This window comes from Pseudomonas sp. LBUM1641 (assembly GCF_059716235.1).
Genome location: NZ_CP166815.1, coordinates 3055425 through 3081421 on the forward strand (window position 1 = coordinate 3055425; position 25997 = coordinate 3081421).

Annotated in this window: 22 protein-coding genes and 1 pseudogene; 10 read left to right on the forward strand and 13 right to left on the reverse strand. The window is 61.6% G+C overall.

Features of this window, described 5'->3' with window-relative positions; genetic code table 11:
* Positions 1-46 precede the first annotated feature (46 nt).
* From ACA046_RS13960 to gloB, 11 genes are all read right to left on the reverse strand, one after another.
* Positions 47-2515 (reverse strand): TonB-dependent siderophore receptor, encoded by a 2469-nt coding sequence (locus ACA046_RS13960; protein ID WP_497676785.1) that lies wholly within the window; start codon positions 2513-2515, stop codon positions 47-49.
* A gap of 96 nt (positions 2516-2611) precedes the next feature.
* Positions 2612-3571 (reverse strand): FecR domain-containing protein, encoded by a 960-nt coding sequence (locus tag ACA046_RS13965; RefSeq protein WP_497676786.1) that lies wholly within the window; start codon positions 3569-3571, stop codon positions 2612-2614.
* Positions 3568-4098: a sigma-70 family RNA polymerase sigma factor gene (locus ACA046_RS13970; protein ID WP_459028545.1), complete on the reverse strand. Its 531-nt coding sequence runs from the start codon at positions 4096-4098 to the stop codon at positions 3568-3570. The genes ACA046_RS13965 and ACA046_RS13970 overlap by 4 nt, the downstream gene beginning before the upstream one ends.
* 118 nt (positions 4099-4216) lie before the next feature.
* Complete coding sequence (locus tag ACA046_RS13975; protein WP_497676787.1) at positions 4217-6124, reverse strand: DUF4329 domain-containing protein; 1908 nt, start codon at positions 6122-6124, stop codon at positions 4217-4219.
* A gap of 102 nt (positions 6125-6226) precedes the next feature.
* Positions 6227-7825 carry an ABC transporter ATP-binding protein gene (locus ACA046_RS13980; RefSeq protein WP_459028549.1) on the reverse strand — a complete coding sequence of 533 codons (1599 nt, stop codon included), beginning with the start codon at positions 7823-7825 and terminating at the stop codon, positions 6227-6229.
* A gap of 1 nt (position 7826) precedes the next feature.
* Entirely contained in the window at positions 7827-8846 is a 1020-nt protein-coding gene (locus ACA046_RS13985) for an ABC transporter permease (RefSeq protein WP_008435209.1), read from the reverse strand.
* Position 8847: 1 nt separating this feature from the next.
* Positions 8848-9921 (reverse strand): microcin C ABC transporter permease YejB, encoded by a 1074-nt coding sequence (locus ACA046_RS13990; RefSeq protein WP_459028552.1) that lies wholly within the window; start codon positions 9919-9921, stop codon positions 8848-8850.
* Between the two features lies 1 nt (position 9922).
* Complete coding sequence (locus tag ACA046_RS13995) at positions 9923-11761, reverse strand: extracellular solute-binding protein (RefSeq protein WP_497676788.1); 1839 nt, start codon at positions 11759-11761, stop codon at positions 9923-9925.
* Complete coding sequence (locus tag ACA046_RS14000; RefSeq protein WP_318304722.1) at positions 11758-13587, reverse strand: extracellular solute-binding protein; 1830 nt, start codon at positions 13585-13587, stop codon at positions 11758-11760. Before ACA046_RS14000 ends, ACA046_RS13995 begins: the two co-directional genes overlap by 4 nt.
* 209 nt (positions 13588-13796) lie before the next feature.
* A complete protein-coding gene (locus ACA046_RS14005; RefSeq protein WP_076013853.1) occupies positions 13797-15209 on the reverse strand; it encodes a lytic transglycosylase domain-containing protein in 1413 nt (470 codons plus the stop codon).
* Positions 15210-15307: 98 nt separating this feature from the next.
* Entirely contained in the window at positions 15308-16075 is a 768-nt protein-coding gene (gene gloB / locus ACA046_RS14010) for a hydroxyacylglutathione hydrolase (protein ID WP_459028556.1), read from the reverse strand.
* A 65-nt stretch (positions 16076-16140) separates the two neighbouring features.
* Here gloB and ACA046_RS14015 point away from each other — a divergent pair, with 65 nt between their 5' ends.
* The 3 genes from ACA046_RS14015 to dnaQ all read left to right on the forward strand — a co-directional run bounded on the left by ACA046_RS14015 (position 16141) and on the right by dnaQ (position 18264).
* Positions 16141-16899: a methyltransferase domain-containing protein gene (locus tag ACA046_RS14015; protein WP_076013855.1), complete on the forward strand. Its 759-nt coding sequence runs from the start codon at positions 16141-16143 to the stop codon at positions 16897-16899.
* Positions 16900-17000: 101 nt separating this feature from the next.
* Positions 17001-17453, forward strand: a complete 453-nt coding sequence (gene rnhA / locus ACA046_RS14020; RefSeq protein WP_053255695.1) for a ribonuclease HI — start codon at positions 17001-17003, stop codon at positions 17451-17453.
* 70 nt (positions 17454-17523) lie between these two features.
* Positions 17524-18264: a DNA polymerase III subunit epsilon gene (gene dnaQ / locus ACA046_RS14025; protein WP_459029281.1), complete on the forward strand. Its 741-nt coding sequence runs from the start codon at positions 17524-17526 to the stop codon at positions 18262-18264.
* 16 nt (positions 18265-18280) lie between these two features.
* Here dnaQ and ACA046_RS14030 read toward each other — a convergent pair.
* Both ACA046_RS14030 and ACA046_RS14035 read right to left on the reverse strand, forming a co-directional pair.
* Positions 18281-18400, reverse strand: a pseudogene (locus tag ACA046_RS14030) (outer membrane lipoprotein carrier protein LolA); the annotation flags it as partial.
* Positions 18397-19257 (reverse strand): LysR substrate-binding domain-containing protein, encoded by an 861-nt coding sequence (locus tag ACA046_RS14035; protein ID WP_459028560.1) that lies wholly within the window; start codon positions 19255-19257, stop codon positions 18397-18399. The gene ACA046_RS14035 and the pseudogene ACA046_RS14030, both read right to left, overlap by 4 nt.
* Before the next feature lie 240 nt (positions 19258-19497).
* On the opposite strand from ACA046_RS14035, the gene ACA046_RS14040 reads away from it, so the two are divergent.
* The 7 genes from ACA046_RS14040 to ACA046_RS14070 are packed head-to-tail and all read left to right on the forward strand — an operon-like array spanning position 19498 to position 25990.
* On the forward strand, positions 19498-20334 hold the full coding sequence (locus ACA046_RS14040) for a transporter substrate-binding domain-containing protein (RefSeq protein ID WP_497676789.1): 837 nt from the start codon (positions 19498-19500) through the stop codon (positions 20332-20334).
* Between the two features lie 3 nt (positions 20335-20337).
* Positions 20338-21144, forward strand: coding sequence for a transporter substrate-binding domain-containing protein (locus ACA046_RS14045; protein WP_459028564.1), 807 nt, complete (start codon positions 20338-20340; stop codon positions 21142-21144).
* Positions 21137-22558, forward strand: a complete 1422-nt coding sequence (locus ACA046_RS14050) for an FAD-binding oxidoreductase (protein ID WP_497676790.1) — start codon at positions 21137-21139, stop codon at positions 22556-22558. The genes ACA046_RS14045 and ACA046_RS14050 overlap by 8 nt, the downstream gene beginning before the upstream one ends.
* Complete coding sequence (locus ACA046_RS14055; RefSeq protein ID WP_497676791.1) at positions 22555-23766, forward strand: aminotransferase class I/II-fold pyridoxal phosphate-dependent enzyme; 1212 nt, start codon at positions 22555-22557, stop codon at positions 23764-23766. The genes ACA046_RS14050 and ACA046_RS14055 overlap by 4 nt, the downstream gene beginning before the upstream one ends.
* Complete coding sequence (locus ACA046_RS14060) at positions 23763-24497, forward strand: amino acid ABC transporter permease (RefSeq protein WP_076013862.1); 735 nt, start codon at positions 23763-23765, stop codon at positions 24495-24497. The genes ACA046_RS14055 and ACA046_RS14060 overlap by 4 nt, the downstream gene beginning before the upstream one ends.
* Entirely contained in the window at positions 24487-25179 is a 693-nt protein-coding gene (locus tag ACA046_RS14065) for an amino acid ABC transporter permease (protein ID WP_167665005.1), read from the forward strand. The genes ACA046_RS14060 and ACA046_RS14065 overlap by 11 nt, the downstream gene beginning before the upstream one ends.
* A complete protein-coding gene (locus ACA046_RS14070) occupies positions 25166-25990 on the forward strand; it encodes an amino acid ABC transporter ATP-binding protein (protein ID WP_459028570.1) in 825 nt (274 codons plus the stop codon). Before ACA046_RS14065 ends, ACA046_RS14070 begins: the two co-directional genes overlap by 14 nt.
* Positions 25991-25997: the final 7 nt, after the last annotated feature.

Genomic DNA, 25997 nt, shown 5'->3' on the forward strand with positions numbered 1-25997 from the left:
GCGCAGATCATTACACAGGCATCGACTGAGCCGCCACGATCGCAGGTCAGAAATCCCAGCGGGTCGCCAATTGCAGGCTGCGCGGCTCGCCGTAAAAACCGGTGCCGAAGTTGCCCAGGCCGGTGTAGTACTTTTTGTCGAACAGGTTCTTCACGTTCAACGTGGTGCTCAAGTGCTCGTTGAAGCGGTAGCGCGCCATCACGTCCACCAGGAAGTAGCTGTCCTGGGTGATGCGTGAGTTGTGGCCGAAATTCACCGAGTCGTTGGGGTCCGGCTGGAACACGTTGCCGAAGAACTCGCTCTGCCAGTTCACGCCGCCACCCACCGTCAGGTTCTCCAGGGCTCCGGGCAGGCGATAGGTGTTGAACAACCGCACCACTTGCTGCGGCGTGGTGGTTTGCAGTACGGAGCCGTAGACGTAATCGCCATTGGCATCGCGGGAGTGCTGGTAGGTGTAGCCCGCCGAAACGTTCCAGCCATCCAGCACTTCACCGGCCAGTTCGACTTCAAAGCCCTTGGTGGTGGCACCGGCAATCGGGCGATACACCGAGTCGGTCTCAAACCCGGAAACGTACTGCGCAACGTTGTCCTGTTCGATGCGGAATATGGCGAAGCTGGCGTTCAGGCGGCCGTCGAAAAACGCTGCCTTGAGCCCGGCTTCGTAGGTGTCGCCTTCAATCGGATCGAGCAACTTGCGGTCGGCGTCCTGGCTGTTTTGTGGTTTGTAGATCTTGGTGTAGCTGGTGTAGACCGACCAGATGTCATTGAGGTCGTAGACGATCCCGGCATAGGGCGTGACCACGCCCGACTGGCGATAGGTCATGCGGTTGTCGGCCTTGGTCGGGTCATAGAAGTCGGTGTTGTCGGTGCCGCTGAAGTTACTGACGCGGGTGCCCAGGATCACCGACAGGTCATCGGTGGGTTTCAAGCGCGTGGCCAGGTACGCGCCGGTCTGGCGTTGCACAATGTCGTTCTGGCCGCTGCGGGGAATATCGGGTTTCGGGTATTCGCCGCGCCAGTCATAAATGCTGCCGCCCACGGGCGGGTAGACCGAACCGTACACCGGTACGTCCTGTTTGGAGCGGGTGGCCATGAAGCCCATGATCAATTCATGCTCGCGGCCGAACAGGCTGAAGGGGCCATTGAGGTTGATGTCCAGGGTGTTCTGCACCTGGTCACCCTTGTATTTGCCCATGAACATGTACATCCCGTCGCCCGTGACCGGGTCCGGGTTGCCGCCGCTGGCGGAGGCGAGCAGGGTGTCGTGCTGGCTGCGCTTGCGATCGAGGCTGACTTTCAGCGACCAGTCGTTCGCCAGCTTTTGTTGCACCGAGGCAAACAGGGTCTGGTTCTGGAAGTCGCGGCGGCTCCAGTCGGCGGCCGGGTTGAAGGAACGCGAGAAGTCGGTGCGTGAACCGTTGCTGAAGTACATCGGGAAACCGGTCCAGCTGGCGCCACGGGAGCGGGTGTCCTGCTGGTCGATGCCGAAGGTCAGCAGGGTGTCCGGCGTCAGGTCCGCTTCGAGAATGCCGTAGGCGATGTCCTTGGTGTTCTGGTAGTGGTCCAGGTACGACTGGCGGTCCTGGTACACGCCGACAAAACGCCCGCGCACGTTACCGGAGTCGGTCAGCGGCCCGGAAATATCGCCTTCGGTGCGGTAGTTGTCCCACGAGCCGAAGGTCTGCGTGACGGAGGCCTTGAGGTCCCGGGTGGGCTTTTTGCGAATCAGGTTGACCGTGGCCGAGGGGTCGCCCGAACCGGACATCAGGCCTGCCGAACCCTTTATGATTTCCAGTCGGTCATACACCGCCATGTCGGTGCTGGTGGTGCCGTAGTCATACACGCCGTCGTAGGTGGAGTTGACGCCGTCGTACTGGAAATTGGTGATCGGCAGGCCGCGGCTGGAAAACTCCCAGCGTTCGCTGTCGTAGTTCTGCACGCTCACGCCCGGTGCGCGACGCAGGGTGTCGGCGATGCTGGTGGAGGCCTGGTCGTCCATTTGCTGGCGGGTGATCACCGTTACCGACTGCGGCGTCTCGCGCATCGACAGCGCCAGGCCGGTGGCCGAGGCCATGGCGCCGGTGGTGTAGGAATGGGTGTCTTCAGTGGTGGCGCCGAGGCCTTCGCCGGAGATGGTGGTGGCGCCCAGTTCCAGGGCGCCGGTGTTGGCCGGAATCAACTCCAGCACGTAGCCGTTGTTGCCCTGGGGCTGGGCCTGCAAGCCGCTGCCCTGCAACAGGCGCTGCAAACCGCTGGCCGGGGTGTAGCTGCCTTTCAGGCCCGGGCTGGTCTTGCCGGAGGCCAGGCCGTTGTGGCCGGCGATAAAGATCCCGGACTGCTCGGCGAAGCTGTTCAACACATTGACCAGCGAGCCGGCGGCGATGCTGTAGTTGCGGGCCGTTTCCTGGGTCGACGGCGACTCGGCGGCTTGCGCGTCGAGCGTGCCCAGGCACAGCAAGGTAGCGGTAACGGCCAGCGCCAGCGGGCGCAAAGTGAAGCGAGCGGGTTGCGACATGAACATTCCCTTTGGATCAAATCGATCGGCGAATTAAAAGCATCTGCAGGGTTAACCGAACGAGTTTTGAAAAAGGGAACTGACGGCTTAAAGTTTTTATGCGCCTGGGTGTTTGGGCCTGACCGTGACCCACCACGGCATGAGTGTGTCTACCTGAATCGGCAGCGCGGCCTGTAGCAGGCGCAGTGCGTGGTCGCTGTCTTTGAGGGGGAACGAGCCCATCACCGGCAATTGCGCCACGGCCGGATCACAGCCCAGGTGGCCGGGTCGATAACGGTTGAGCTCGGCGACCAGTTGGCCAAGCGGCAGGTTGTCAGCCAGCAACACGCCACGGCTCCAGGCCTCACGGGTGGCGGATGCGGGTGAATCAAGGTTGAACCCGTCGCGGGTGAAGGCCACTTGTTGCCCGGCCTCGATGATTCGTTGTTGCTGGCTGGCGGCGGTGCGCACTTCGACCCGGCCTTCAAACACATTGAGCAAGGTGCTGTCGCCGTCCTGCAACACGCTGAAGCGGGTCCCGAGTGCCCGCAGGCGACCCTGTTGAGTCTCCACCAGGAACGGGCGGTTCGGGTCCTTGGCGGTCTCGACCAGCACTTCGCCGAAGCGCAGGTGCAGCAAGCGCTGGACCCGGTCAAAACGTACATCCAGGGCGCTCAGGGCGTTCAGCCACAGGCGGCTGCCATCGTCCAGCAGCGCTTCGCGGGTTTCACCGCTGGCGGTTGCGTAATCCGCACTCCAGCCTCCCACCAGCCGGGGCAAGGCAGTGTTGCGCCAAGTGCCCCAGGCCAGCGTTGACCCGGCGCACAGCACCAGCAGGGTCTTGAGGGCCTGGCGCCGGGAGGTGCGCAGGGCGCGGCTGGCGCCCTGGGGTTGCTCGGCCAGCGGCGCAAAGCGTTGGCTGACCCGCTCTACATAACCCCAGGCAGCCTGGTGTTCCGGACTTTGTCCGAGCCATGCCTGCCAGTGCTGGGCAGCCTCTGGCTGATCCTGCAGGCGCACGTACCATTGGGCAGCCTGTTCCAGGCTGGCATGGCTGAGTTTTCCAGGGTTGGTCACTCCACGAGCATCCCGTCCAGTTCCGCTTCGAGCACCGCGCAATGCAACAGCGCCTGGGCCAGGTATTTTTTCACCATCCGTTCGCCCACCCCGAGTTGTTCGCCGATCTGCTTGTAGGGCATGCCGTGCAACTGCGCGAGCAGGAACGCTTCGCGCACCTTGTGGGGCAGGCGGGCGAGCATGGCGTCCACTTCGTAGAGGGTTTCGACGATGATCGCCCGCTGCTCCGGCGACGGTTGCAGCGCTTGCGGCCGATCCGCGAGGCTTTGCAGCCAGGCTTGCTCCAGTTGGCGACGGCGCCAATGATCGATACACAGGCCCCGGGCGATGGTCGCCAGATAGGAGCGCTCCCGCGTCTCATCGGCTTCGGCCGGCGGGCGCTTGAGTACCCGGATGAAGGTGTCGTGGGCCAGGTCCGCCGCATCCCAGCGATTGCTCAGGCGCCTGCGCAGCAGCCCCAGCAGCCAGGCGTGGTGATTGCCGTAGAGGTCGCTGAACGAGGGGGGCGAGGTCGACACAGTATCCATGTGGCGTGGAAGCCTTGGCGTAAATAAGAATTGGTCGCGATTAAACCAAAGGGCCGGGCACTGCGCAAATGATATTGGTTTGCTTTTGCAGCAATATCAGAGGCCACGCTTCTCGCCGTCAGCTGACGTTTGAGTCAGGGGCCAGTACGCCGCGTTGCTGCCAGATGCCACCGACGCGCAACACCGTCAGCTCACCGGACCGCGCGAGCAAGCCGATCAGTTGCTCTATGGTGGCTCTTCCGCTGGTCAGAGCCGCTAGAAGGCGCCCCGGTTGGCCAGAGGCGGGCGCGCTCAGTTGGCTGATTAATGCATCCTCTTCCCTGGAGCCGCGAGAGCTGTACTTGATCAGTGCACCGTAGGGCGTTGCCCAGTACGCATGGGTCAACTCAAACCCCTGTGCAATCAGCATGAAAAAATAGGTCAGCGCTTCAGGATGGAAGATCTCGTCGGCTTGAGGGTAGGAATGGTCACCGGTGGCGCCCGGGTAAAAGTACAGGCCATCGAACACATATCCTTCGGGCAGGGGCAGGCGGCGAGACACTTGAATATCCACAACGCTACTAAGTGAATAGTTGAGCGTCGGCCCGGACGTCAGTAACCCGGTGGCGTATGCCCTGAGTTGAGCATGACGGAGCACTATGCCGATCATGGCGTTGGCGGGGTTAATAGCGGCATCTACCGCATCATCGGACGCGGTGAACAGCGGGCCCAGCCGCCAGATGAGCGGTTTGTCCAGTTTCCGGGTCGATGGTGTCCAGTTGGCGGTGATGATGCCGCGCGATGGCCATGAGCCGTCGGCATGGACGACACTCAGTTCGCCAGCCGCCGCGACGCGCTGAATAAATTGCGTCACGCTCATCGTTCCGTTTGCCAGGGCCTGGTGCAGTGGGCTGCGAGGACCACCAAAGGGCATGAGGTCGGCCAACAGCGCTTGCCGGGTTTCGCTATCCCCTGCGGTGTACTTCAGGATTGCAGCCTCCTTGGTCACCACGTAGGCCGTCAATGCGCGATTCTGTGACAGCTTTGACAACACCGCGAACATCAGTTGAGTGGAAATAAAGCGATTGTCCCCATTCAAGGTCAGCAACCCACCTTCGGTCCTGTTGGCCAGCGACGCAAAATAGAACGCACTGATCGAATGGCCGATCGGCAGCTCCCCCACACCGAGCGCGTTCGCCGGTAACAGGCTATCTGGCGCAAAGCCTGCGTCGTGTAACGGCGTTGCATAGAGGGGCGCATAGGTTTCGTTGAGATCGTTCCTCAGGATTAATCCCACTGACAGCGTGTGCTCGGCCGACCAGGGTGCATAGCCCGTCAGCCAGCGCATGGCGTCCTCCTGGGTTCTGAAGCAAGGTCCAAGGTGTTGCGGTGGGATGAGGTCACTGTGTGGCGCTCCAGCTTGCCAGCGCGGTGAGACCTTATTGCCGGCTTCCCACAAGTCGCTGCCAAGAACGACTTGCAAGTGTCCAGATTCGGCCACGCTACGGACAAAGGCTTCTCTGCTGTAACGCCCCTCGTTGAGTTCGTGTTGCAGCAGGCTGGGAGCCGCAGGATCATCAGTGGGTGGCGCGACCAGCGCCAGCAACGCGCTTGCCTCCTGTGTGTCACCTGCGCTGTATTTGAGCAGCGAGCCGTCGGGGTTCGACAGATAAAAGCACCCAAATGATTGTTTATAGGTTATCGCTGCATAGATATCCGAAGTCGAAAAAAAGTTGGTATTCAACGGGGCATCAAGCAGGTCCGGGTGTGAGTGATAGAGCCCGACGAGTTTGAGTCCTTCTGGAACACGCTGCGGGTGTCCGCCAGCGCTGGGAAATACCCGCGTTGCGTCGAAGCTCGTCGCAGAGCCCGGCAGGGGGGCAGTGGCAATAAACCTGTCGCCGCGCTTGAAGATCAGCCCACCGTATTCGCGGTCTCGCAGGTCGCCGATTTGCAGGCTGACATACACGGCTGCATCATCGGCGCTGATGAATTCGGGAGAGTAGATAGGGCGAAATGCTGGGGAGGCGGTTGGTGCCTGGGTCATGATGACTTCACGGGGTGATGAATGAAGTCGTCCATTTTGAACACCACGTGCGGGACGCACGCGGTATCTATTTAGCCGCGCCCCGGTTGCCCGGGGCGCTCTTCAGTTGCGCAGGAACGCAGCTTGCAGCAACTGGCGCGTGTAAGCGTGCTGGGGGTTGGCGAAGATCGCAGGTGCATCCCCTTGCTCCACTGCCTGCCCGTGCTTGACCACCATCAACTGGTGACTCAAGGCCTTGACCACCGCCAGGTCGTGGCTGATGAACAGGTAGGTCAGGTTGTACTTGGCCTGCAGGTTGCGCAGCAGTTCCACCACCTGGCGTTGCACTGTGCGGTCGAGGGCCGAGGTCGGTTCATCCAGCAAAATCAGACGTGGCTTGAGCACCAACGCGCGGGCAATAGCGATGCGCTGGCGTTGGCCGCCGGAAAATTCGTGGGGGTAGCGATTGCGGGTTTCCGGGTCCAGGCCTACTTCCTTGAGCGCGGCGATAATCGCGGCTTCCTGCTCGGCCGCGGTGCCCATTTTGTGGATGCGCAGGCCTTCGCCGACGATCTCGCTCACGCACATGCGCGGGCTCAGGCTGCCAAACGGGTCCTGGAACACCACCTGCATTTCCCGGCGCAGCGGTCGAACCTGTTGTTGGCTCAGCTTATCCATCTGATGCCCTTCGAAGCGGATGCCGCCCTTGCTCGCAATCAGCCGCAAAATTGCCAGGCCCAGGGTGGATTTGCCAGAGCCGCTTTCACCAACGATGCCCAACGTCTGGCCCTGGGGCAGGCTGAAGTTGATGCCATCCACCGCCTTGACGTAATCGACGGTATTGCGCAGGAAGCCTTTTTTGATCGGGAACCAGACCTTCAGGTCATCGACTTCCAGCAACGGTGGGCCGATTTCATTGGTGGCAGGGCCGCCGCTGGGTTCAGCTGCCAGCAGCTCCTGGGTGTACGGATGCTGCGGCGACTGGAACAGGGTTTCGCACTCGGCCTGCTCGACGATGCAGCCTTTTTGCATCACGCATACCCGGTGGGCGATGCGCCTGACCAGGTTCAAGTCATGGCTGATCAAGAGCAAGGCCATGCCCAGGCGCGCCTGCAATTCCTTGAGCAGCTCCAGGATCTTCAACTGTACGGTGACGTCGAGTGCCGTGGTCGGCTCGTCGGCAATCAGCAGCTCAGGCTCATTGGCCAGGGCCATGGCGATCATCACCCGCTGGCGCTGGCCGCCGGACAGCTCGTGGGGCAGGGCCTTGAGACGCTTGTGGGGCTCAGGGATGCCTACCAGTTCCAGCAACTCCAGGGTGCGTTTGGTGGCGACCTTGCCGGTCAAACCCTTGTGCAGGCCAAGCACTTCGTTGATCTGCTTCTCGATCGAGTGCAGCGGGTTCAGCGAGGTCATCGGCTCCTGGAAGATCATCGCAATCCGGTTGCCGCGAATATGCCGGATGGTCTTTTCTTTCAGGGTCAGCAAATCGTGGTTGGCGTACTGGATCGTCCCCGAAGGATGGCGCGCCAGCGGGTAGGGCAGCAGGCGCAGAATCGAATGCGCCGTGACCGACTTGCCGGAGCCGCTTTCACCCACCAGGGCCAGGGTTTCGCCGCGCTTGATATCGAAGCTGACGTTGTTCACCACACGCTGGTGGCTGTTGCCTACGACGAACTCGACGGAGAGGTCGCGGACTTCGATCAGATTGTCCTGATTCATCTCATTTCCTCGGGTCGAAGGCATCGCGAGCGGACTCGCCGATAAACACCAGCAGACTCAACATGATCGCCAGCACGGCAAACGCACTCATGCCCAGCCACGGCGCCTGCAGGTTGGATTTGCCCTGGGCCACCAGCTCACCCAGGGACGGCGAGCCGGCCGGCAGGCCAAAGCCCAGGAAGTCCAGGGCGGTGAGGGTGCCGATGGCGCCGGTCAGGATGAACGGCATGAAGGTCATGGTGGAGACCATGGCGTTGGGCAGGATATGACGGAACATGATCGCGCCGTTCTGCATCCCCAGCGCCCGCGCCGCCCGCACGTATTCCAGGTTACGCCCGCGCAGGAATTCGGCGCGCACCACGTCCACCAGGCTCATCCAGGAAAACAGCAGCATGATCCCCAGCAGCCACCAGAAATTGGGCTGCACGAAACTGGCGAGGATGATCAGCAAATACAGCACCGGCAAGCCAGACCAGATCTCCAGGAAGCGCTGCCCGGCCAGGTCGACCCAGCCACCGTAGAAACCCTGCAAGGCCCCGGCGATCACGCCGATGATCGAACTGAGTACGGTCAACGTCAGGGCAAACAGCACGGAAATCCTGAACCCGTAGATCACTCGCGCCAGCACATCGCGGCCCTGGTCATCGGTGCCCAGCAGGTTGTCCCGTGACGGCGGGGCCGGGGCCGGAACTTTCAGGTCGTAGTTGATGCTCTGGTAGCTGTACGGAATCGGCGCCCACAACGTCCAGGCATCCTTGGCCTTGAGCAGCTCCTGGATATACGGGCTCTTGTAGTTGGCTTCCAGCGGGAATTCGCCGCCGAAGGTGGTCTCGGGGTAGCGCTTGAGCGCCGGGAAATACCAGTCGCCGTCGTAATGCACCGCCAGCGGCTTGTCGTTGGCGATCAACTCGGCGCCCAGGCTCAGGCCGAACAGGATCAGGAACAGCCACAGCGACCACCAGCCACGCTTGTTGGCCTTGAAGCGCTCGAACCGGCGACGATTGAGGGGGGATAGATTCATCTCAATGCTCCCGGCTGGCGAAGTCGATGCGCGGATCGACCAGGGTGTAGGTGAGGTCACCGATCAGTTTCACCACCAGCCCCAGCAGGGTGAAGATAAACAGCGTGCCAAACACCACCGGGTAGTCGCGGTTGATCGCCGCTTCGAAGCTCATCAGGCCCAGGCCGTCGAGGGAGAAGATCACTTCCACCAGCAACGAGCCGGTAAAGAAGATGCCGATAAAGGCCGACGGGAAGCCGGCAATCACCAGCAGCATCGCGTTGCGAAACACGTGGCCGTAGAGCACGCGGTGATTGGTCAGGCCCTTGGCCTTGGCGGTGACCACGTATTGCTTGTTGATCTCGTCCAGGAAGCTGTTTTTGGTGAGCAGGGTCATGGTCGCGAAGTTGCCGATCACCAAGGCGGTCACAGGCAGGGCGAGGTGCCAGAAGTAATCGAGGATCTTGCCGCTCCAGCTCAATTCATCGAAGTTGTTGGACGTCAGCCCGCGTAACGGAAACCAGTCGAAGTAACTGCCGCCGGCGAACACCACGATCAGCAGGATCGCAAACAGGAACGCCGGGATCGCATAGCCGACGATGATTGCCGAACTGGTCCACACGTCAAAATGGCTGCCGTGTCGCGTGGCCTTGGCGATTCCCAACGGGATCGACACCAGGTACATGATCAGGGTGCTCCACAGCCCGAGGGAGATGGACACCGGCATCTTTTCCTTGATCAGGTCGATGACCTTGGCGTCGCGAAAGAAGCTGTCGCCAAAATCCAGCCGGGCGTAGTTCTTGACCATGATCCACAAGCGTTCCGGCGCCGACTTGTCGAAGCCGTACATTTTCTCGATTTCCTTCACCAGCGCCGGGTCCAGGCCCTGGGCGCCGCGATAGCTGGAGCCGGCCACCGAGACTTCGGCACCGCCACCGGCAATCCGGCTGGTGGCGCCTTCAAAGCCTTCGAGCTTGGCGATCATCTGTTCCACCGGGCCACCGGGGGCGGCCTGGATGATCACAAAGTTGATCAGCAAAATGCCGAACAGGGTCGGGATGATCAGCAGCAGTCGACGAACAATATAGGCCAGCATCTCAGTCGCCCCCGCTCGCCGGATCGGCGCTCTGGTTGGTGTCCACGGTTATTGCAGGCTTGGCGTCGGGTTTGCTCCACCAGGTGGCAGTGCCGACGTCATAGCGTGGTGAGACCTTCGGATGGCCGAGGTGGTCCCAATACGCCACGCGGAAGGTCTTGATGTGCCAGTTGGGGATCACGTAGTAGCCGAACTGCAGCACGCGATCGAGGGCCTTGGCGTGGGCCACCAGGCTCTTGCGCGAGTCGGAGTCGATGAGTTCTTCCACCAACTGGTCGATGGCCGGGTCTTTCAGGCCGATGTAGTTGCGGCTGCCGGGCTTGTCGGCGCTGGACGACTTCCAGAACTCGCGCTGTTCGTTACCCGGCGACGAGGACTGCGGGAAGCTGCCCACCACCATGTCGAAATCCCGCGAGCGGATGCGGTTGATGTACTGCGAGATGTCGACCCGGCGAATCACCAGGTCGATCCCCAAGTCCGCCAGGTTGCGCTTGAACGGCAACAGGATGCGTTCGAACTCGGTCTGGGCCAGCAGGAACTCGATGGTCACCGGTTTGCCGGTGGTGTCGACCATCTTGTCATCGACGATCTTCCAGCCGGCCTCTTGCAGCAGTTGATAGGCCTCGCGCTGCTGGGTGCGGATCATGCCGCTGGCGTCGGTCTTGGAAGGCTCGAAGGCTTCGGTGAATACCTGAGGCGGGACCTTGTCCCGCAGCGGTTCCAGAATCGCCAGCTCAGCCGGGCCGGGCAGGCCGGTGGCGGCCATCTCGGAGTTTTCGAAATAGCTGCGGCTGCGGGTGTAGGCGCCGTTGAACAGTTGCTTGTTGCTCCATTCAAAGTCCAGCAGCAGGCTGATGGCCTTGCGTACCCGTACGTCCTGGAACATCGGTTTACGGATGTTGAACACGAAGCCCTGCATGCCGGTGGGGTTGCCGTTGGGAATTTCTTCCTTGATCAGGCGACCCTGGGTGACGGCGGGGGTGTTGTAGGCGTTGGCCCAGTTTTTCGCGCTGATTTCCAGCCAGTAATCGAACTGCCCGGCCTTGAGGGCTTCGAGGGCCACGGTGTTGTCGCGGTAGTAATCGGTGACGCGGTAGTCGAAGTTGTAGAAGCCCTTGTTGATGGGCAGGTCCTTGGCCCAGTAGTCCTTGACCCGCTCGTAGCGGATCGAACGCCCGGCCTTGACCTCGGCCACCTTGTACGGGCCGCTGCCCAGCGGAATCTCCAGGTTGCCCTTGGAGAAGTCGCGGCCCTCCCAGTAATGCTTGGGCAATACCGTCAATTGCCCGAGGATCAGCGGCAGTTCGCGGTTGTTGGTGCGCTTGAACTTGAACAGCACCCGCAGCGGGTCTTCAGCGACCACTTCGTCGACGTCGGCGTAGTAGGTCTTGTAGATCGGCGAGCCGTCCTTCATCAGCGTCTGGAAGCTGAACACCACGTCTTCGGCACGGATCGGGTGGCCGTCGTGGAAGCGCGCTTCGGGGCGAATGTAGAAACGCACCCAGCTGTTGTCCGAGGCCTTTTCGATCTTGCCGGCCACCAGGCCGTATTCGGTGATGGGTTCGTCCAGGCTTTGCTGGGCGAGGGTGTCGTAGATCAGGCCGATATTGTCCGCCGGCACGCCCTTGCTGATGAAAGGGTTGAGGCTGTCGAAGCCGCCCATGCTGGACTCGCGAAAGGTACCGCCCTTGGGTGCGTCGGGATTTACATAATCGACATGCTTGAAATCGGCGGGGTACTTGGGCGGTTCGTTGTACAGGGTCAGCGCATGTTGTGGGGCCGCAGTGGCGGCGCCGCACAACAACAGGCTGCCAAGGATCGCAGTACGCAAAGGCATCATTGGGCTTTCTCCGAAGCTTTCAGCCACCATGCGCTCAGGCCCAGGCTGTAGGGCGGCGTGGTGACGAAGGCGAACCGGTTGCGGTACGCCAGGCGATGATAGTTGAGGTACCAGTTGGGAATACTGTAGTGCTGCCACAGCAGGACGCGGTCGAGCGCTCGCCCGGCTGCCAATTGTTCTTCGCGGGTTTGCGCGGCCAGCAACTGTTCCAGCAGATGGTCGACCACCGGATTGGCGATGCCTGCGTAATTCTTGCTGCCCTTGATCCCCGCCTGGCTGGAGTGGAAATACTGCCACTGCTCAAGGCCGGGGCTGAGGGTCTGGTTGAGGGTCATCAGAATCATGTCGAAGTCGAATTGATCGAGGCGTTGTTTGTACTGTGCGCGGTCTACCGTGCGCAAGCGGGCTTCGACGCCGATGCTTGTCAGGTTTTCGACATAGGGCTGCAGGATGCGCTCCAGGTTCGGATTCACCAGCAGGATTTCCAGGCGCAGCGGCTGCCCGTCACGGTTGAGCAAACGTTGCCCGGACAGCTTCCAGCCGGCTTCGGCGAGCAACGCGAGGGCGCGGCGCAGGGTGTCCCGGGGGATGCCGCGACCGTCGGTCTGGGGCAGGCTGAATGGCTGGGTAAACAGATTGGCCGGCAGTTGATCGCGATAGGGCGAGAGCATCAGCCATTCATGGCCGGTCGGCACGCCGGTGGCGGAGAATTCGCTGTTGGGGTAGTAGCTGAGGGTGCGTTTATAGGCGCCGCTGAACAGGGTGCGGTTGGTCCACTCGAAATCGAACATCAAGCCCAGGGCTTCGCGCACCTTGGCCTGGCTGAAGGCCGGGCGTCGGCTGTTCATGAACAGGCCCTGGCTTTGGGTCGGGATCTGGTGGGCGATCTGCGCCTTGATCACCTCCCCACGGTTGACCGCCGGGAAGTTGTAGCCGTTGGCCCAGTTCTTCGCCTGGTGCTCGATATAGATATCGAACTCGCCGGCCTTGAAGGCTTCGAAGGCCACGTCGCTGTCGCGGTAAAACTCCACCTCGACCTTGTCGTAGTTATAGAAACCACGGTTGACCGCCAAGTCCTTGCCCCAGTAATCCTTGACCCGTTCGAACACCAGTTGCCGCCCCGGCGTGACCTTGCTGATGCGGTAAGGCCCGCTGCCCAGCGGCGGCTCGAAGGTGGTGGCCTTGAAGTCACGGTTTTTCCAGTAATGCTGGGGCAATACTGGCAGCTCCCCCAGGCGCAGGATCAGCAACGGGTTGCCGGCGCGCTTGAACACAAAGCGAATGCGATGCCGGTTAAGAATGTCGACCCGGGCCACTTCCTGCAGGTTGGTGCGGTACTGCGGGTGGCCTTCGGTCAGCAGCGTGCGATAGGAGAACGCCACGTCGTAGGCGGTGATCGGCTTGCCATCGTGGAAGCGCGCTTCGGGGCGCAGGTTGAACACCACCCAGCTGCGGTCCTCGCTGTACTCCACCGATTGGGCAATCAGGCCGTAGCTGGAGGTCGGTTCATCGCCGGAAGGAGCGTACTGGCCGGTACCGACCATCAACGGCTCATTGAGCTCGTTGACCCCGTATTGCAGGAAGTTGGCGGTGGAAACCGGGCTGGAACCCTTGAAGGTATAAGGGTTGAGCGTATCGAAGGTGCCAAACGCCATGACCCGCAAAGTGCCGCCCTTGGGCGCTGCGGGGTTTACCCAGTCGAAGTGGGTGAATTTGGCCGGGTACTTGAGCGTGCCGAACTGCGCATAACCGTGGCTCTCGGTGATGGTCGCGTTCGCGGAAAAGCTCAAGGCCAGACTTATTAGTAGAAGGAGGGGACGCTTCAAGTCAGAGATCCGATCCAGGCGGCTTGGGCTTTATGATCGGTACAGTAACAGCTTGTTCCGATTGGAAAAAGGCTGGGGATCGAGGCGTTGTGAAACCTGTAGGAGCGAGCTTGCTCGCGAAAGACGCCAACGATAACGCTGGCATTCTGAATTAACGCGGTGTCCTTGCGTTTTTCGCGAGCAAGCTCGCTCCTACGGGGTTTGCGGTGTTATCTAGGCCCGGAAACCACGAGCATCTGCCCCGGCTTCAGCGCCTGGCCAGTGCGCGGGTTCCAGCGCTTGAGATGTTGCATCTCAACGTTGAAGCGCTTGGCGACGATGTACAGCGAGTCGCCTTTCTTGACCTTGTACTGCACCGGCTTCTTGCCGCCGGCCTTGGCCACCAGCTTGCGGGTGTCCTGCATGACCAGGGTCTGGCCGACCTTGAGCGCCTGGCCATTGAGCTGGTTCCAGCGCTGCAGGTCATGCACATCAACCTTGTTGGCCTTGGCAATCAGGGTCAGGTTGTCGCCGCTGCGAACCTTGTAGCTACGGGTGCGACCGGCCACAGCCTTGTGTTCAACTTCGTCGAACACCTGCTTTTTCGGGCGCATGCTCAGCAATTCTTCGGGCTTCATCGCCGAAAGGCTGCTGGCCAGCAGCTGCGCCTTGGAAGTCGGCACCAGCAAATGCTGCGGGCCATCCAGGGTGGTACGTTGCTTCAAGGCGGGGTTGAGCTGGAACAGTTCGTCTTCGTCGATCTCGGCCAGCGCGGCAACCCGTGACAGGTCCATGCTCTGCTTGACTTCGACCACTTCGAAATACGGCGTGTTGGCAATCGGGTTCAGGTTGACGCCGTAGGCTTCGGGAGCCAGCACCACCTGGGACAGCGCCAGGAACTTGGGCACGTAGTCCTTGGTTTCCTGAGGCAGTGGCAGGTTCCAGTAGTCCGTCGGCAAGCCGAGCTTTTCGTTGCGCTCGATGGCCCGGCTGACGGTGCCTTCACCCGCGTTATAGGCCGCCAACGCCAGCAACCAGTCACCGTTGAACATGTCATGCAGACGCGTCAGGTAGTCCAGGGCGGCGGTGGTGGAGGCGGTGATGTCGCGGCGGCCGTCGTAGGCGCGGGTCTGACGCAGGTTGAAGTAGCGCCCGGTGGAAGGAATGAATTGCCACAGGCCCACGGCATCGCTGCGCGAATAAGCCATTGGGTTGTAGGCACTTTCAATCACTGGCAGCAGCGCCAGCTCCAGGGGCATGTTGCGTTCTTCAAGGCGTTCGACGATGTAATGAATGTAGAGACTGCCGCGTTCGCCGGCGTTCTCAAGGAAGGAAGGGTTACTGGCAAACCACAATCGTTGCTGTTCAATGCGCGGGTTGACGCCTAACCCGTCCTGCAATTGAAAGCCCCGGCGCATGCGTTCCCAGACATCCTGGGGCACTTCCGGGCTTGGCTTCTCTGATAGCCAAATGGGTTTTTGCTTGATCTTGGCGGTAAGGTTTGGCTTGGGTTGCACGGTGGATTGTGCGGCAAAATTGGTCGATTGGCAGCCCGCCAGAGTAGCGGACACAGCCACCGCCACGGCTTGAGCCAGGCGGGTCAATGCGTCTGAATGGTTGGTTTTACGAATAGATGACGACATTGGCTGGAAGTAAGTTCCGGGCAAAAATGTCGGGCGATTCTAGAAAGCGCTTTGGTTCCGGTCAACCATTCAGAAATTACGTATCAGAATCCTTCCACTTAGAACGTATCTTTCCAAGACCTCAAGCTAGCAAATACCTCACTCCCGGCCCGGTTATCCCGGCCATTCCGTTCGTCCGCTTTTTCTTTAACGGATGTTTCAGAGGTCCGCAGAAAGGGGTTGGTGAGTTTTTCCAGGGCCAGGGTCGAAGGCAATGTAATCTCGCCGTTGGCCCGCAGCTGCCGCACGTTTTCCACCCGTTCGGCGATATCCGCGTTATGCGGTTCCACGGCCTGGGCGAATTTCAGGTTACTTTGTGTGTATTCGTGGGTGCAGTACACCAACGTGTTGGACGGCAGGACCGCCAAGCGCTCCAGGGAGGTGTGCATCTGTTGCGGGGTGCCTTCGAACAGCCGGCCACAACCGGCGGCGAACAGGGTGTCGCCGCAGAACAGCACGCCCTGGTGATAGAAGGCAATATGGCCGAGGGTGTGACCGGGTACGGCAAGCACCTCGAAGTCCCAGCCCAGCACGTTGATGCGGTCGTTGTCCTGGAGGGCGATATCCCGCGCCGGGATCTTTTCATTGGCCGGGCCGTAGACCGTGGCGCCTGAAACACTTTTAAGTTGCTCGACGCCGCCGACATGATCATGGTGATGGTGAGTCACCAGGATGTCGCTGAGGGTCCAGTCGGGGTGCTGCTGGAGCCAGGCCAGTACGGGCGCGGCATCACCGGGGTCGACCACCGCGCAGCGCTTGTTCGGCTGATCCTGTAACAGCCAGATGTAGTTATCGGTGAAGGCGGGCAGGGCACTGATCTGTATCATTCTTTGATTCGCCAAGCTGAACACATTGGTGCATCTTAGAGCTTCTTGGCGAGTTGGAGAATGCAATGACTGATAAAGCGTTCGCCCAGGCCGATCCCGAGTGGCTGGCACTGATCAGTGCCGCCCGTGAATGGCTGTCCGGGCCTGTCGGGCAATTTTTACTGGATGAAGAACGGCGCATGCTCGAAGACGAGCTTGGCCGGTTCTTTGGTGGCTACCTGGTGCATTACGGTCCCTCGGCGCAAACCCCGCCGTCGGCACCCCAGGTGCAACGCAATGTGCGCCTGGGTGCGCCGTTGCCGGGTGTCGAGATTGTCTGCGAGGAGCAAGCCTGGCCGTTGAGCGAGCATGCTGCCGACGTGGTGGTGTTGCAGCATGGCCTGGATTTCTGCCTGTCGCCCCATGGTTTGCTGCGCGAAGCCGCCAGCAGTGTGCGCCCAGGTGGCCATTTGCTGATCATCGGCATCAACCCCTGGAGCAGCTGGGGCCTGCGGCATGTATTCGCCCATGATGCCTTGCGCAAGGCACGCTGCATCTCGCCCTCGCGCGTCGGCGACTGGTTGAACCTGCTGGGCTTTGCGCTGGAGAAACGCCGCTTCGGGTGCTATCGTCCGCCGCTTGCGTCCGCCAAGTGGCAGGGCCGGTTGGCCGGCTGGGAACGCAGGGCCGGTGCCTGGCAATTGTCTGGCGGTGGTTTCTACTTGTTGGTGGCGCGCAAGATCGTCGTGGGCCTGCGCCCGGTGCGCCAGGTACGCCGCGAACCGATGGGCAAGCTAGTACCGATGCCGATGGCCAAGGTCAATCGCAAGCAGAGCGAGCAGTAAAAAACCTTTTTTGATTTCAGGTCGAGTCTCTCGACCTCGGGCCTTTGTCGGTCGATTATCGGCAACCCGCTTTGATGGATCCCGCTTTAATGGACAGTGAAATGACCGATACCGTAGAACTCTTCACCGATGGCGCCTGCAAGGGCAATCCCGGCCCCGGCGGATGGGGCGCCTTGCTGGTGTGCAAAGGCGTGGAGAAGGAACTGTGGGGCGGCGAAGCCAACACCACCAACAATCGCATGGAACTGATGGGTGCGATTCGCGGCCTTGAGGAGCTCAAGCGTCGTTGCGACGTGTTGCTGGTGACCGACTCCCAGTACGTGATGAAGGGCATCAACGAGTGGATGGTCAACTGGAAGAAGCGCGGCTGGAAGACTGCGGCCAAGGAGCCGGTGAAAAACGCCGACCTGTGGCAGTTGCTTGATGAGCAATGCAATCGCCACAACATCACCTGGAAATGGGTGCGCGGGCACATCGGCCATCCCGGCAACGAGCGCGCCGACCAACTGGCCAATCGCGGTGTGGATGACGTGCGCGGCTACAAGCAGAGCTGATGCCGGTTGACGTGTTAAGATCCCGCCCCTTGAAATGTACCAAACCGTTGAGAGCTGAGCCCTGATGGCCATCCGATCTGTTGTACTCGATACCGAAACTACCGGCATGCCGGTGACCGACGGCCACCGGATCATTGAAATCGGCTGCGTCGAACTGATGGGGCGCCGCCTCACTGGCCGGCACTTCCACGTCTACCTGCAACCGGATCGCGAAAGTGATGAAGGCGCCATCGGCGTCCACGGCATCACCAACGAATTCCTGGTGGGCAAGCCGCGGTTTGCCGAAGTGGCCGATGAGTTCTTCGAGTTCATCAACGGTGCACAGCTGATCATCCATAACGCGGCGTTCGACGTTGGCTTCATCAACAACGAATTCGCGCTGATGGGCGCGACCGACCGGGCGGATATCACCCAGCACTGCTCGATCCTCGACACCTTGATGATGGCCCGTGAGCGTCACCCGGGCCAGCGCAACAGCCTCGATGCCTTGTGCAAACGCTATGGCGTCGACAACTCCGGCCGTGAACTCCACGGCGCGTTGCTCGACTCCGAGATCCTCGCCGACGTTTACCTGACCATGACCGGCGGCCAGACCAGCCTGTCCCTGGCCGGTAACGCTTCGGACGGCAATGGTTCGGCAGAAGGCTCGGGCAATCGCCCTTCGGAAATCCGCCGCTTGCCAGCGGATCGCCAGCCCACCGCGATTATTCGCGCCAGCGAGCAGGACATGGCCGAACACGCGGCGCGCCTTGAGGCAATCGCCAAGTCCGCCGGTGCACCCGCGTTGTGGACCCAATTGACCCAGCAATAACGACGTCTGAACATCCTGTAGGAGCGAGCTTGCTCGCGAAAAACCTGAAATCGCCGTTGGGTGTCAGGTTTCCCGCGTCATTGTTAACGACCTTCGCGAGCAATCTCGCTCCTGCCGGGAAGCTCGCCGGCTTCACCCAAGCGCCAATCCCTGGCTGGCCCTGATCAAGTCATAAGCCTTGCGTGCAATCGGGTTTGCCGTGTTCGGGCGAATCCACAGGTAATACGTCACCTCCGGCATCCTCGGCAGCCCGTCGTTCTCTCCCAATACCCGCATGTCCGGCCCGAGCATTTCCATGCTCCGGGGGGTCACGCCGAGCCCTGCACGGGTTGCCGCCTTGATGCCGATCAGGTTCGATGCCAGGTACGCCTGCCTCCACGGGATATTCGCCCGTTCCAGCGCCTCCAGGGCATAGCGCCGATAGATGCTCGGCTCATCCACCAGAATCAACGGCAGCGGCTCGCTCGGCGAGTGAATGTACTGCGCCGAACAAATCCACCACACCGGCGAGGTGCGCAGCGCAAAGCCTTCGAGGTTGGCGTCGGCGCGGGTGGAAATCACCATGTCGACCTTGCCCCGATGCAAGTCATCCATCAGGAATGGGCTGCGACCCACGTCGATTTCCAGGCGCAGGCGCGGTGCTGAGCGGGCGATGTGGCTGAGGATCGGCGGCAGGATGGTGTCGGCGATGTCGTGGGGCGAGCCGATGCGCAGCACACCGCTGAGGCTGCTTTCCCGCAGGGAGTTGAGTGCCTCGTCATTCAGCGACAGCATCTGCCGCGCATGCCGCAATAGCTGCATTCCCGGCTCTGTCAGTTGCTTTTGCCGGCCGCGCTTTTCAAACAGGCTGACGCCCACTTGCTGTTCGAGGCGCTGCATATGCTGGGTGACGGAAGATTGCGTGCGGGCCAGGTGAGCACCGGCTTCGGCGAAGCTGTGGTGGTCGACCACGGCGATAAAGGTGCGGAGCAGTTCAAGATCGAGGGTCGACATGGCCATTCCAGGGCATTTTTTATATCAAGGGCAGGAAGATAAACATTACATATGCTTATGTGTTATCGCGCCGATTTTTTACAGAGGCTAATGATTGCGAGTATATGGCCAAAAACAAGGACGTCCATATACGGGAAGTTATAACGATATTAGATATTTGAATTTCCGTTCCCTCGGCACTCTCCCTAGCATGCCCCCACATCAGGTCGGGGTACGCCGATCGCTAATGAGGGGAGTTCCATGGGTTTTGTGCGCGCGGCGGTAAAACGAAGGTTGCCTGTGGTCCTGGGCGCATTGATCGCCCTGGGCGGCAGCGCGGTGGTTCAGGCCTACGCGACCCTGGACAAGATCCAGCAACGCCATGTGCTGGTGGTCGGCGTGCTGCTTTCCGGCGGGCCGTTTGGCGGCATCGACCCCACCACTCAGAAGCCCAAGGGTTTGAACGTCGACCTGGCCAACGAGCTGGGCCGTCAGTTGGGCGCCGAGGTGCAGTTGGTACCGGTATTGCCGGCAAACCGCGTGCAGTTCCTGCAGCAGGGCAAGGTCGACTTGCTGATCGCCAATATGGAATGGACCGCCGAGCGCGGCGAAATCCTCGGTTTCGTACCGACGCCGTTTTACAGGATTGGCGGCACCGCAGCGGTACTCAAGGACAGCAAGATCACCCACTGGGAAGACCTCAAAGGCCAGCCGGTGTGCACCTCCCAGGGCAGCAGCTACGTCAAGCCGCTGACCGAACTGGGCGCACAGATCAAAGGCTTCAAGAGCTCCTCCGAATCCCTGCTGGCCCTGCGCGGCAATAACTGCGTCGCGGCGGTGCATGACTCCACCCTGATCAACCCGCTGATCAACGACAGCGCCGAATGGAAGGACTACCGCGCCATCAGCCCCGAGCTGAACCCGGCGCCGTCGGTGATCTGGACTCGCCGCGGCGAGAACGACACCCAGGCCAAACTCGACCCGATCATCAAGGAACTGCACCGCAGCGGCTGGCTGATCGACGCCCAGACCCGCAACCACATCACCCCGGCTTCCCCGGCGCTGGTGGAATTGCAGAAACAGTTCAAGGGCGCCTGACACATGACATTGAAAACCCTGACTGCCTTGGGCCTGGCACTGTGCGCAAGCCTGGCCCACGCCGACGCCACCCTCGACAAGATCGAGCAACGCCACGCCATCAGCGTCGGCGTGATCCTCAGCGGCCCGCCGTTTGGCACCCTCGACCCCAAGACCGGCGAACACCTGGGCTACAACGTCGAGCTGGCAAAGGGCCTCGGCCAGGCACTGGGTGTGGAGACCAAGACCGTCTCGGTACTGGCGCCCAACCGGGTGCAGTTCCTGCAACAAGGCAAGGTCGATGTGTTGATCGCCAACATGCAGTACACCGACGAGCGCGCCGAGATTCTCGACTACGTGCCCACGCCTTATGAAGAAGTCGGCGGCGCGGCGTTGATCCGCAAAGGCGCCGGGATCACCCAGTGGGCCGACCTCAAGGACAAGCCGGTGTGCGTGTCCCAGGGCAGTAACTTCATCAAACCGTTGCAGGAAACCTACGGCGCGCAGATCAAGGCGTTCCGTAGCCAGTCCGAATCCCTGCTGTCGTTGCGCGGCAATGGCTGCGTGGCGGCGGTGCACGTCAGCCCGACCATGCATGCGCTGCTGGAAGATGCCGAATGGTCCGGCTACGAGATCCCGTTGCCGGGGGATTTGATCCCGTCCAAGTCCGTGATCTGGATCCGCAAAGGCGAGCACGACACCCAGGCCAAGCTCGACGCCATCGTGCGCGACTGGCATCGCAGCGGCTGGTTGATCGCCCTCGGCGAACGCACCGGCATGGCCCCGTCGCAGGCCCTGCGTGATCTGCATGAGCAGTACAGCCATGAGTGAATCGCTCTTCGCCACCCTGCAGCAGTTGCTCGGCGCCGCCCATGTGCAGCGCAGTGAAGACGCCCCCCAGTACCTCACCGACAAACAGGGCCGCTACACCGGCCAGGTGATCGCCATGGTACACCCGGCCAATACCGAGGAGGTCGCCGCCGTGGTGCGTGCCTGTGTGGCCCTGGAGGCGCCCATCGTGGTCCAGGGTGGCAACACCGGGCTGATGGCAGGCGCGACGCCGGACGCCAGTGGCCGTGCGGTGCTGCTGTTGCTTGACCGGATGAATCGGGTGCGCGTGATCGATACCGACAACGACACCCTGACCGTCGAAGCCGGCTGCATCCTGCAAAACATCCAGGACGTGGCCCGGGAGGCCGATCGCCTGTTTCCGCTGAGCCTCGGTGCCGAAGGCAGTTGCACCATTGGCGGCAACCTCGGCACCAATGCCGGCGGCACGGCGGTGCTGCGCTATGGCAACACCCGCGAGCTGACCCTGGGCCTGGAAGTGGTCACTGCCGAAGGCGAAATCTGGAACGGCCTGCGGGGTTTGCGCAAGGACAACACCGGCTACGACCTGCGGGATTTATACGTGGGTAGCGAAGGCACCCTCGGCATTATCACCGCCGCGACCCTGAAGCTGTTCCCGCTGCCCAAGGCCCAGGCCACCGCGTTGCTGGCGTTCGATGAGTTGGCTCAGACCGTCGCTTTTCTGTCCCATGCCCGCGCCGGTTTTGGCGCAAATCTCACGGCATTCGAGTTGCTCAGCGCCGATTGCCTGGCGTTGTTGCGCGAGCAGTTTCCCGAAGGCCCGCAACCGTTCCTCAAGGCCAGCCAACCCTGGTTCGCTTTGCTGGAACTCTCGGATAACCACGGCGAAACCCACGCCCGCGAAGCCTTCGAAAACGTCCTCGGTGAAGCCTTCGAGCAGTCATTGCTGGCCGACGCGCTGATCGCCGAGAGCCTGGCGCAGAGCGAAGCCCTGTGGCTGCTGCGGGAGAACATGAGCGAGGCGCAGAAGCGCGCCGGGCGCAATATGAAGCACGACATCTCGGTGCCGATCTCGCAAATCGTCGCCTTCGTGGCCCATACCGATGCGTTGTTGCAGGCGCATTTCCCCGGCGTTCGCAACTTTACGTTCGGGCACCTGGGGGACGGTAATCTGCATTACAACGTCGCCCATCCGCAGGGTTCCACGGTGGACGAGCACATGCGCAACTACGCCGAACTGAGCTTGCTGGTACACGACAGTGCCCACGCCCACGGCGGTTCCATCAGTGCCGAGCACGGAATCGGCCAGCGCAAAGTCGGCATGCTGGGCCGCTATAAAAGCCCGGTAGAACTGGACCTGATGCGCCGCATCAAGCGTGCCCTTGACCCGAAAAACCTGCTCAACCCCGGCAAAGTCCTTGAGGTGCAGCCATGACGGTTCGCCTGTCCAAGCGGGTGCAGCGGGTGTCGCTGTCGGCCAACGCGGCGGCCAAGTCCCGTGCCACGGAACTGCGTGATGCCGGCCGCGACATTCTGGACCTGACCACCGGTGAGCCGGACTTCGACACCCCGGAGCACATCAAACAAGCGGCCTACGCCGCCATCGCCGCGGGCGCCACCAAATACACCCCGACACCTGGCGTAAAGGCCTTGCGCGTCGCGGTGCAGCGCAAGCTGGCCGAAGAAAACCACCTGGACTATTCGCTGCCGAATATCGTGATCGCGAACGGCGCGAAACAGATCATCTTCAACGCCTTCGCCGCCACCCTCGACGACGGCGATCAAGTGCTGGTGCCGACGCCGTACTGGCCGTCTTTCCCTGACAGCGTACGGTTCAACGGTGGCGAACCGGTGTTTATCGAGTGCGGCCTGGGGCAGGGATGCAAGCTGCTGCCGGCTCAACTGGAACAGCACATCAATGAACGCACCCGCTGGCTGATCCTTAATGGTCCGGGCAACCCGAGCGGTGCGGTGTATAGCGAGACTGAACTACAGGCGCTGGCTGAGGTGTTGCGTCGCCATCCCCAGGTGATGGTGCTGCTGGATGAACTCTACGAGCACATTCGTTTCGACGGTCGCCCGGCCCAGAGTCTGCTGAACCTCGCGCCGGATCTGCAGGACCGTTGCCTACTGGTGGGCGGCGTGTCCAAGACCTACGCCATGACCGGCTGGCGCATCGGGTTCGGCGCCGGGCCGCAGACCCTGACCTACGCCATGGCGGTGGTGCAATCCCAATCCACCTCCGGCGCCTCTTCCGTCGGGCAAGCCGCTGCGTTGGCCGCATTCACCGGCGGGCTGGGTTTCCTCTCCGAGCAGGTGGCAGCCTATCAACTGCGCCGGGACCTGCTGATGATGGCCCTCGGCACCGTCGATGGCCTGGAAGTGCTCGAACCCCAGGGTGGCTTTTTCGTGTTTGTGCGCTGCGCCGGTTTACTTGGCCGCTATCGCCCGGACGGTCAACAGCTGAATGACGACGGCGATGTCGTCGCCTACTTGCTGGAGGAGGGCGTGGCCGGTGTAGCCGGCAGCGCCTACGGCCTGTCGCCGTGGTTTCGCCTGTCCATCGCTACGGCGACCGACAGCGTGGCTGAAGCCGGCCGCCGTATCGCTGTCGCCTGCGGCAAGCTGCGGGGCGCCGAATGAGTCATTGGCTGGAGATTTTTGTGCATTGGGCCGCCGGTATCGGCCTCAACTACAGCTTCCTGCTGGATGCCTATCAGCGCGGCACCCTGGAGCAGGGCGCGCTGACCACCGTGCTGTTGTGCCTGTTCACCATCGTCGGCAGCCTGCTGGCGGGGATCAGCCTCGCGGCGCTGCTGACTTCGGGCAATCCGTGGCTGGCCAAGCCGGCGCGGGTGTTTATCGAAGTGACCCGCAACACGCCTACGTTGGTTCAGCTGTACTGCGCATTCCTGGTGTTGAACATGCTGCTGACCCAGGCCGTCGGCGCGGCCAACCCGCTGACGCCGTTTGCCTGGGTGGTGATCGTGATCTCGCTGCACAAGGGTGCGTTTCACGCAGAAGCCCTGCGCGCCGGCATCGAGGCGGTACCTTCCGTGACCCTGGAAGCCGCCAGTTCCCTGGCCTTCAGCAGCCGGCAACTGCTGTGGAATGTGCAGCTGCCGCTGGCCCTGCGCTTCGCGCTGCCGTCGCTGATTAACAACCTGATCGACCTGGTGAAAATGACCGCCGTGGCCTCGGCCATCGCCGTGGGCGATATCACCTACGCCTCCATCATGATCTGGACCCAGAGCGACAACGTGCTGGAACTGATGATTCTGATCCTGAGCTTTTTCGGCTTGCTGAGTTTTACCGTCAATTGTGTGGGGCGCTGGCTGGAAGCGCGCCTGAGGATGCCCGGTTATGGCCATTGATTCATTCCCGGTGCTGTCGGCGTTGCTGCAATGGTCGCCAGCGCTGGTCAGCGGTTTCGGCCAGAACATCCTGATCAGCCTGGTGGCGATTGGTCTCGGTTCGCTGCTGGGCCTGATAGTGGGCGCGTTAGCCATGTCGCCATTGCGCCTGCTGCGCTTGCCGGCACGAGTCTGGGTGCAGATTTTCCGCAACGCGCCGTGGTTGGTGCTGATCTATTTCACCACCTACGTGTTTCCGTTCGAGATCCATATCGGCAGTTCTTACGTATCGTTCCCGGACTGGGTCAAGGTGACCATCGGCTTGGCCTTGCCGGCCAGCGCCAACGTGGCGGAGATCTTTCGCGGCGCCATCGGCTCGATCCCCAGCACCCAGTGGGAAGCCGCGCGGTCGCTGGCATTCACCCGTGGCCAGATTTTCCGTTCGATCATCCTGCCCCAGTGCTTCAAGCGCATGTTGCCGCCGTGGATGAACCTCTACGCGGTGGTCACCATGGGCACCGCCCTGGCTTCGCTGGTGGGCGTGCACGACGTGATCGACACCGCACAGATCGCCAGCAACACCGTGAACATGACCGGCTTCACCGTAGTGATCTACCTGAGCCTGCTGGTGCTGTTCTTTGCCTACTGCTACCCGATTTCCCGTTTGACCCAACGCCTGGAGCGCCGTTATGCCTTCTATTGAATCCCTGGTCAGCCTGCGGGACTTGCAGCTGTCGTTCGGTGACAACCGGGTGCTCAAGGGCATCGACCTCGACGTGCATCGCGGCCAGGCGGTGTCGATCATCGGCCCGTCGGGCTCGGGCAAGTCGACCATCCTGCGTTGCATCACCGGGCTGTTGCAGCCCCAGCGCGGCACCATTCGTGTCGGCGAAACCCGGGTCGACACGCTGAACCAGGAAGCCCAGCGCATCGAGTTGCGCAAGCGCGTCGGGTTTGTGTTCCAGCAATACAACCTGTTCCCGCATTTGTCGGTGCTGGAAAACCTGGTGATCGCCCCACGTAAGGTGCTCGGCCGCAACCGCGCCGAGGCAGAGAAGGACGCCCGGACGCTGTTGGCCAAAGTGCGCATGGAGCACAAGGCGGATGCCTATCCCGGCCAATTGTCCGGCGGCCAGCAGCAGCGGGTGGCGATTGCCCGGGCGTTGGCCATGCGCCCGGAACTGATTCTGTTCGATGAAGTGACCTCTGCGCTGGACCCGGAAACTGTCGGCGAAGTGCTGACGGTGATTCGCGAGCTGACCGAAGAGGGCATGACCTGCGTGCTGGTGACCCATGAAATGCGCTTCGCCGAAGAGATCAGCGACATCGTCTACTTCACCGAAAACGGCGTGATCGTCGAGCACGGCAGCGCTGAACAGATCTTCCAGCACCCCACCAGTGAACGCACCAAGGAATTCCTGCGCCATGCAGTGGGCGATCCCGGCCGCCGGCCACCGATCGCCAACGATCCCTACCTGTTGACCAACCTGAGCCGCTACACCCTGTCTGTCTAATAAGAGG

Bases quoted from the DNA above. Each gene is read 5' to 3' on its own strand.
- ACA046_RS13960 (WP_497676785.1), bottom strand. From the start codon at position 2,515: ATGTCGCAACCCGCTCGCTTCACTTTGCGCCCGCTGGCGCTGGCCGTT.
- ACA046_RS13970 (WP_459028545.1), bottom strand. From the start codon at position 4,098: ATGGATACTGTGTCGACCTCGCCCCCCTCGTTCAGCGACCTCTACGGC.
- ACA046_RS13975 (WP_497676787.1), bottom strand. From the start codon at position 6,124: ATGACCCAGGCACCAACCGCCTCCCCAGCATTTCGCCCTATCTACTCT.
- ACA046_RS13980 (WP_459028549.1), bottom strand. From the start codon at position 7,825: ATGAATCAGGACAATCTGATCGAAGTCCGCGACCTCTCCGTCGAGTTC.
- ACA046_RS13985 (WP_008435209.1), bottom strand. From the start codon at position 8,846: ATGAATCTATCCCCCCTCAATCGTCGCCGGTTCGAGCGCTTCAAGGCC.
- ACA046_RS13990 (WP_459028552.1), bottom strand. From the start codon at position 9,921: ATGCTGGCCTATATTGTTCGTCGACTGCTGCTGATCATCCCGACCCTG.
- ACA046_RS13995 (WP_497676788.1), bottom strand. From the start codon at position 11,761: ATGATGCCTTTGCGTACTGCGATCCTTGGCAGCCTGTTGTTGTGCGGC.
- ACA046_RS14005 (WP_076013853.1), bottom strand. From the start codon at position 15,209: ATGTCGTCATCTATTCGTAAAACCAACCATTCAGACGCATTGACCCGC.
- gloB (WP_459028556.1), bottom strand. From the start codon at position 16,075: ATGATACAGATCAGTGCCCTGCCCGCCTTCACCGATAACTACATCTGG.
- ACA046_RS14015 (WP_076013855.1), top strand. From the start codon at position 16,141: ATGACTGATAAAGCGTTCGCCCAGGCCGATCCCGAGTGGCTGGCACTG.
- rnhA (WP_053255695.1), top strand. From the start codon at position 17,001: ATGACCGATACCGTAGAACTCTTCACCGATGGCGCCTGCAAGGGCAAT.
- ACA046_RS14035 (WP_459028560.1), bottom strand. From the start codon at position 19,257: ATGTCGACCCTCGATCTTGAACTGCTCCGCACCTTTATCGCCGTGGTC.
- ACA046_RS14040 (WP_497676789.1), top strand. From the start codon at position 19,498: ATGGGTTTTGTGCGCGCGGCGGTAAAACGAAGGTTGCCTGTGGTCCTG.
- ACA046_RS14045 (WP_459028564.1), top strand. From the start codon at position 20,338: ATGACATTGAAAACCCTGACTGCCTTGGGCCTGGCACTGTGCGCAAGC.
- ACA046_RS14050 (WP_497676790.1), top strand. From the start codon at position 21,137: ATGAGTGAATCGCTCTTCGCCACCCTGCAGCAGTTGCTCGGCGCCGCC.
- ACA046_RS14055 (WP_497676791.1), top strand. From the start codon at position 22,555: ATGACGGTTCGCCTGTCCAAGCGGGTGCAGCGGGTGTCGCTGTCGGCC.
- ACA046_RS14060 (WP_076013862.1), top strand. From the start codon at position 23,763: ATGAGTCATTGGCTGGAGATTTTTGTGCATTGGGCCGCCGGTATCGGC.
- ACA046_RS14065 (WP_167665005.1), top strand. From the start codon at position 24,487: ATGGCCATTGATTCATTCCCGGTGCTGTCGGCGTTGCTGCAATGGTCG.
- ACA046_RS14070 (WP_459028570.1), top strand. From the start codon at position 25,166: ATGCCTTCTATTGAATCCCTGGTCAGCCTGCGGGACTTGCAGCTGTCG.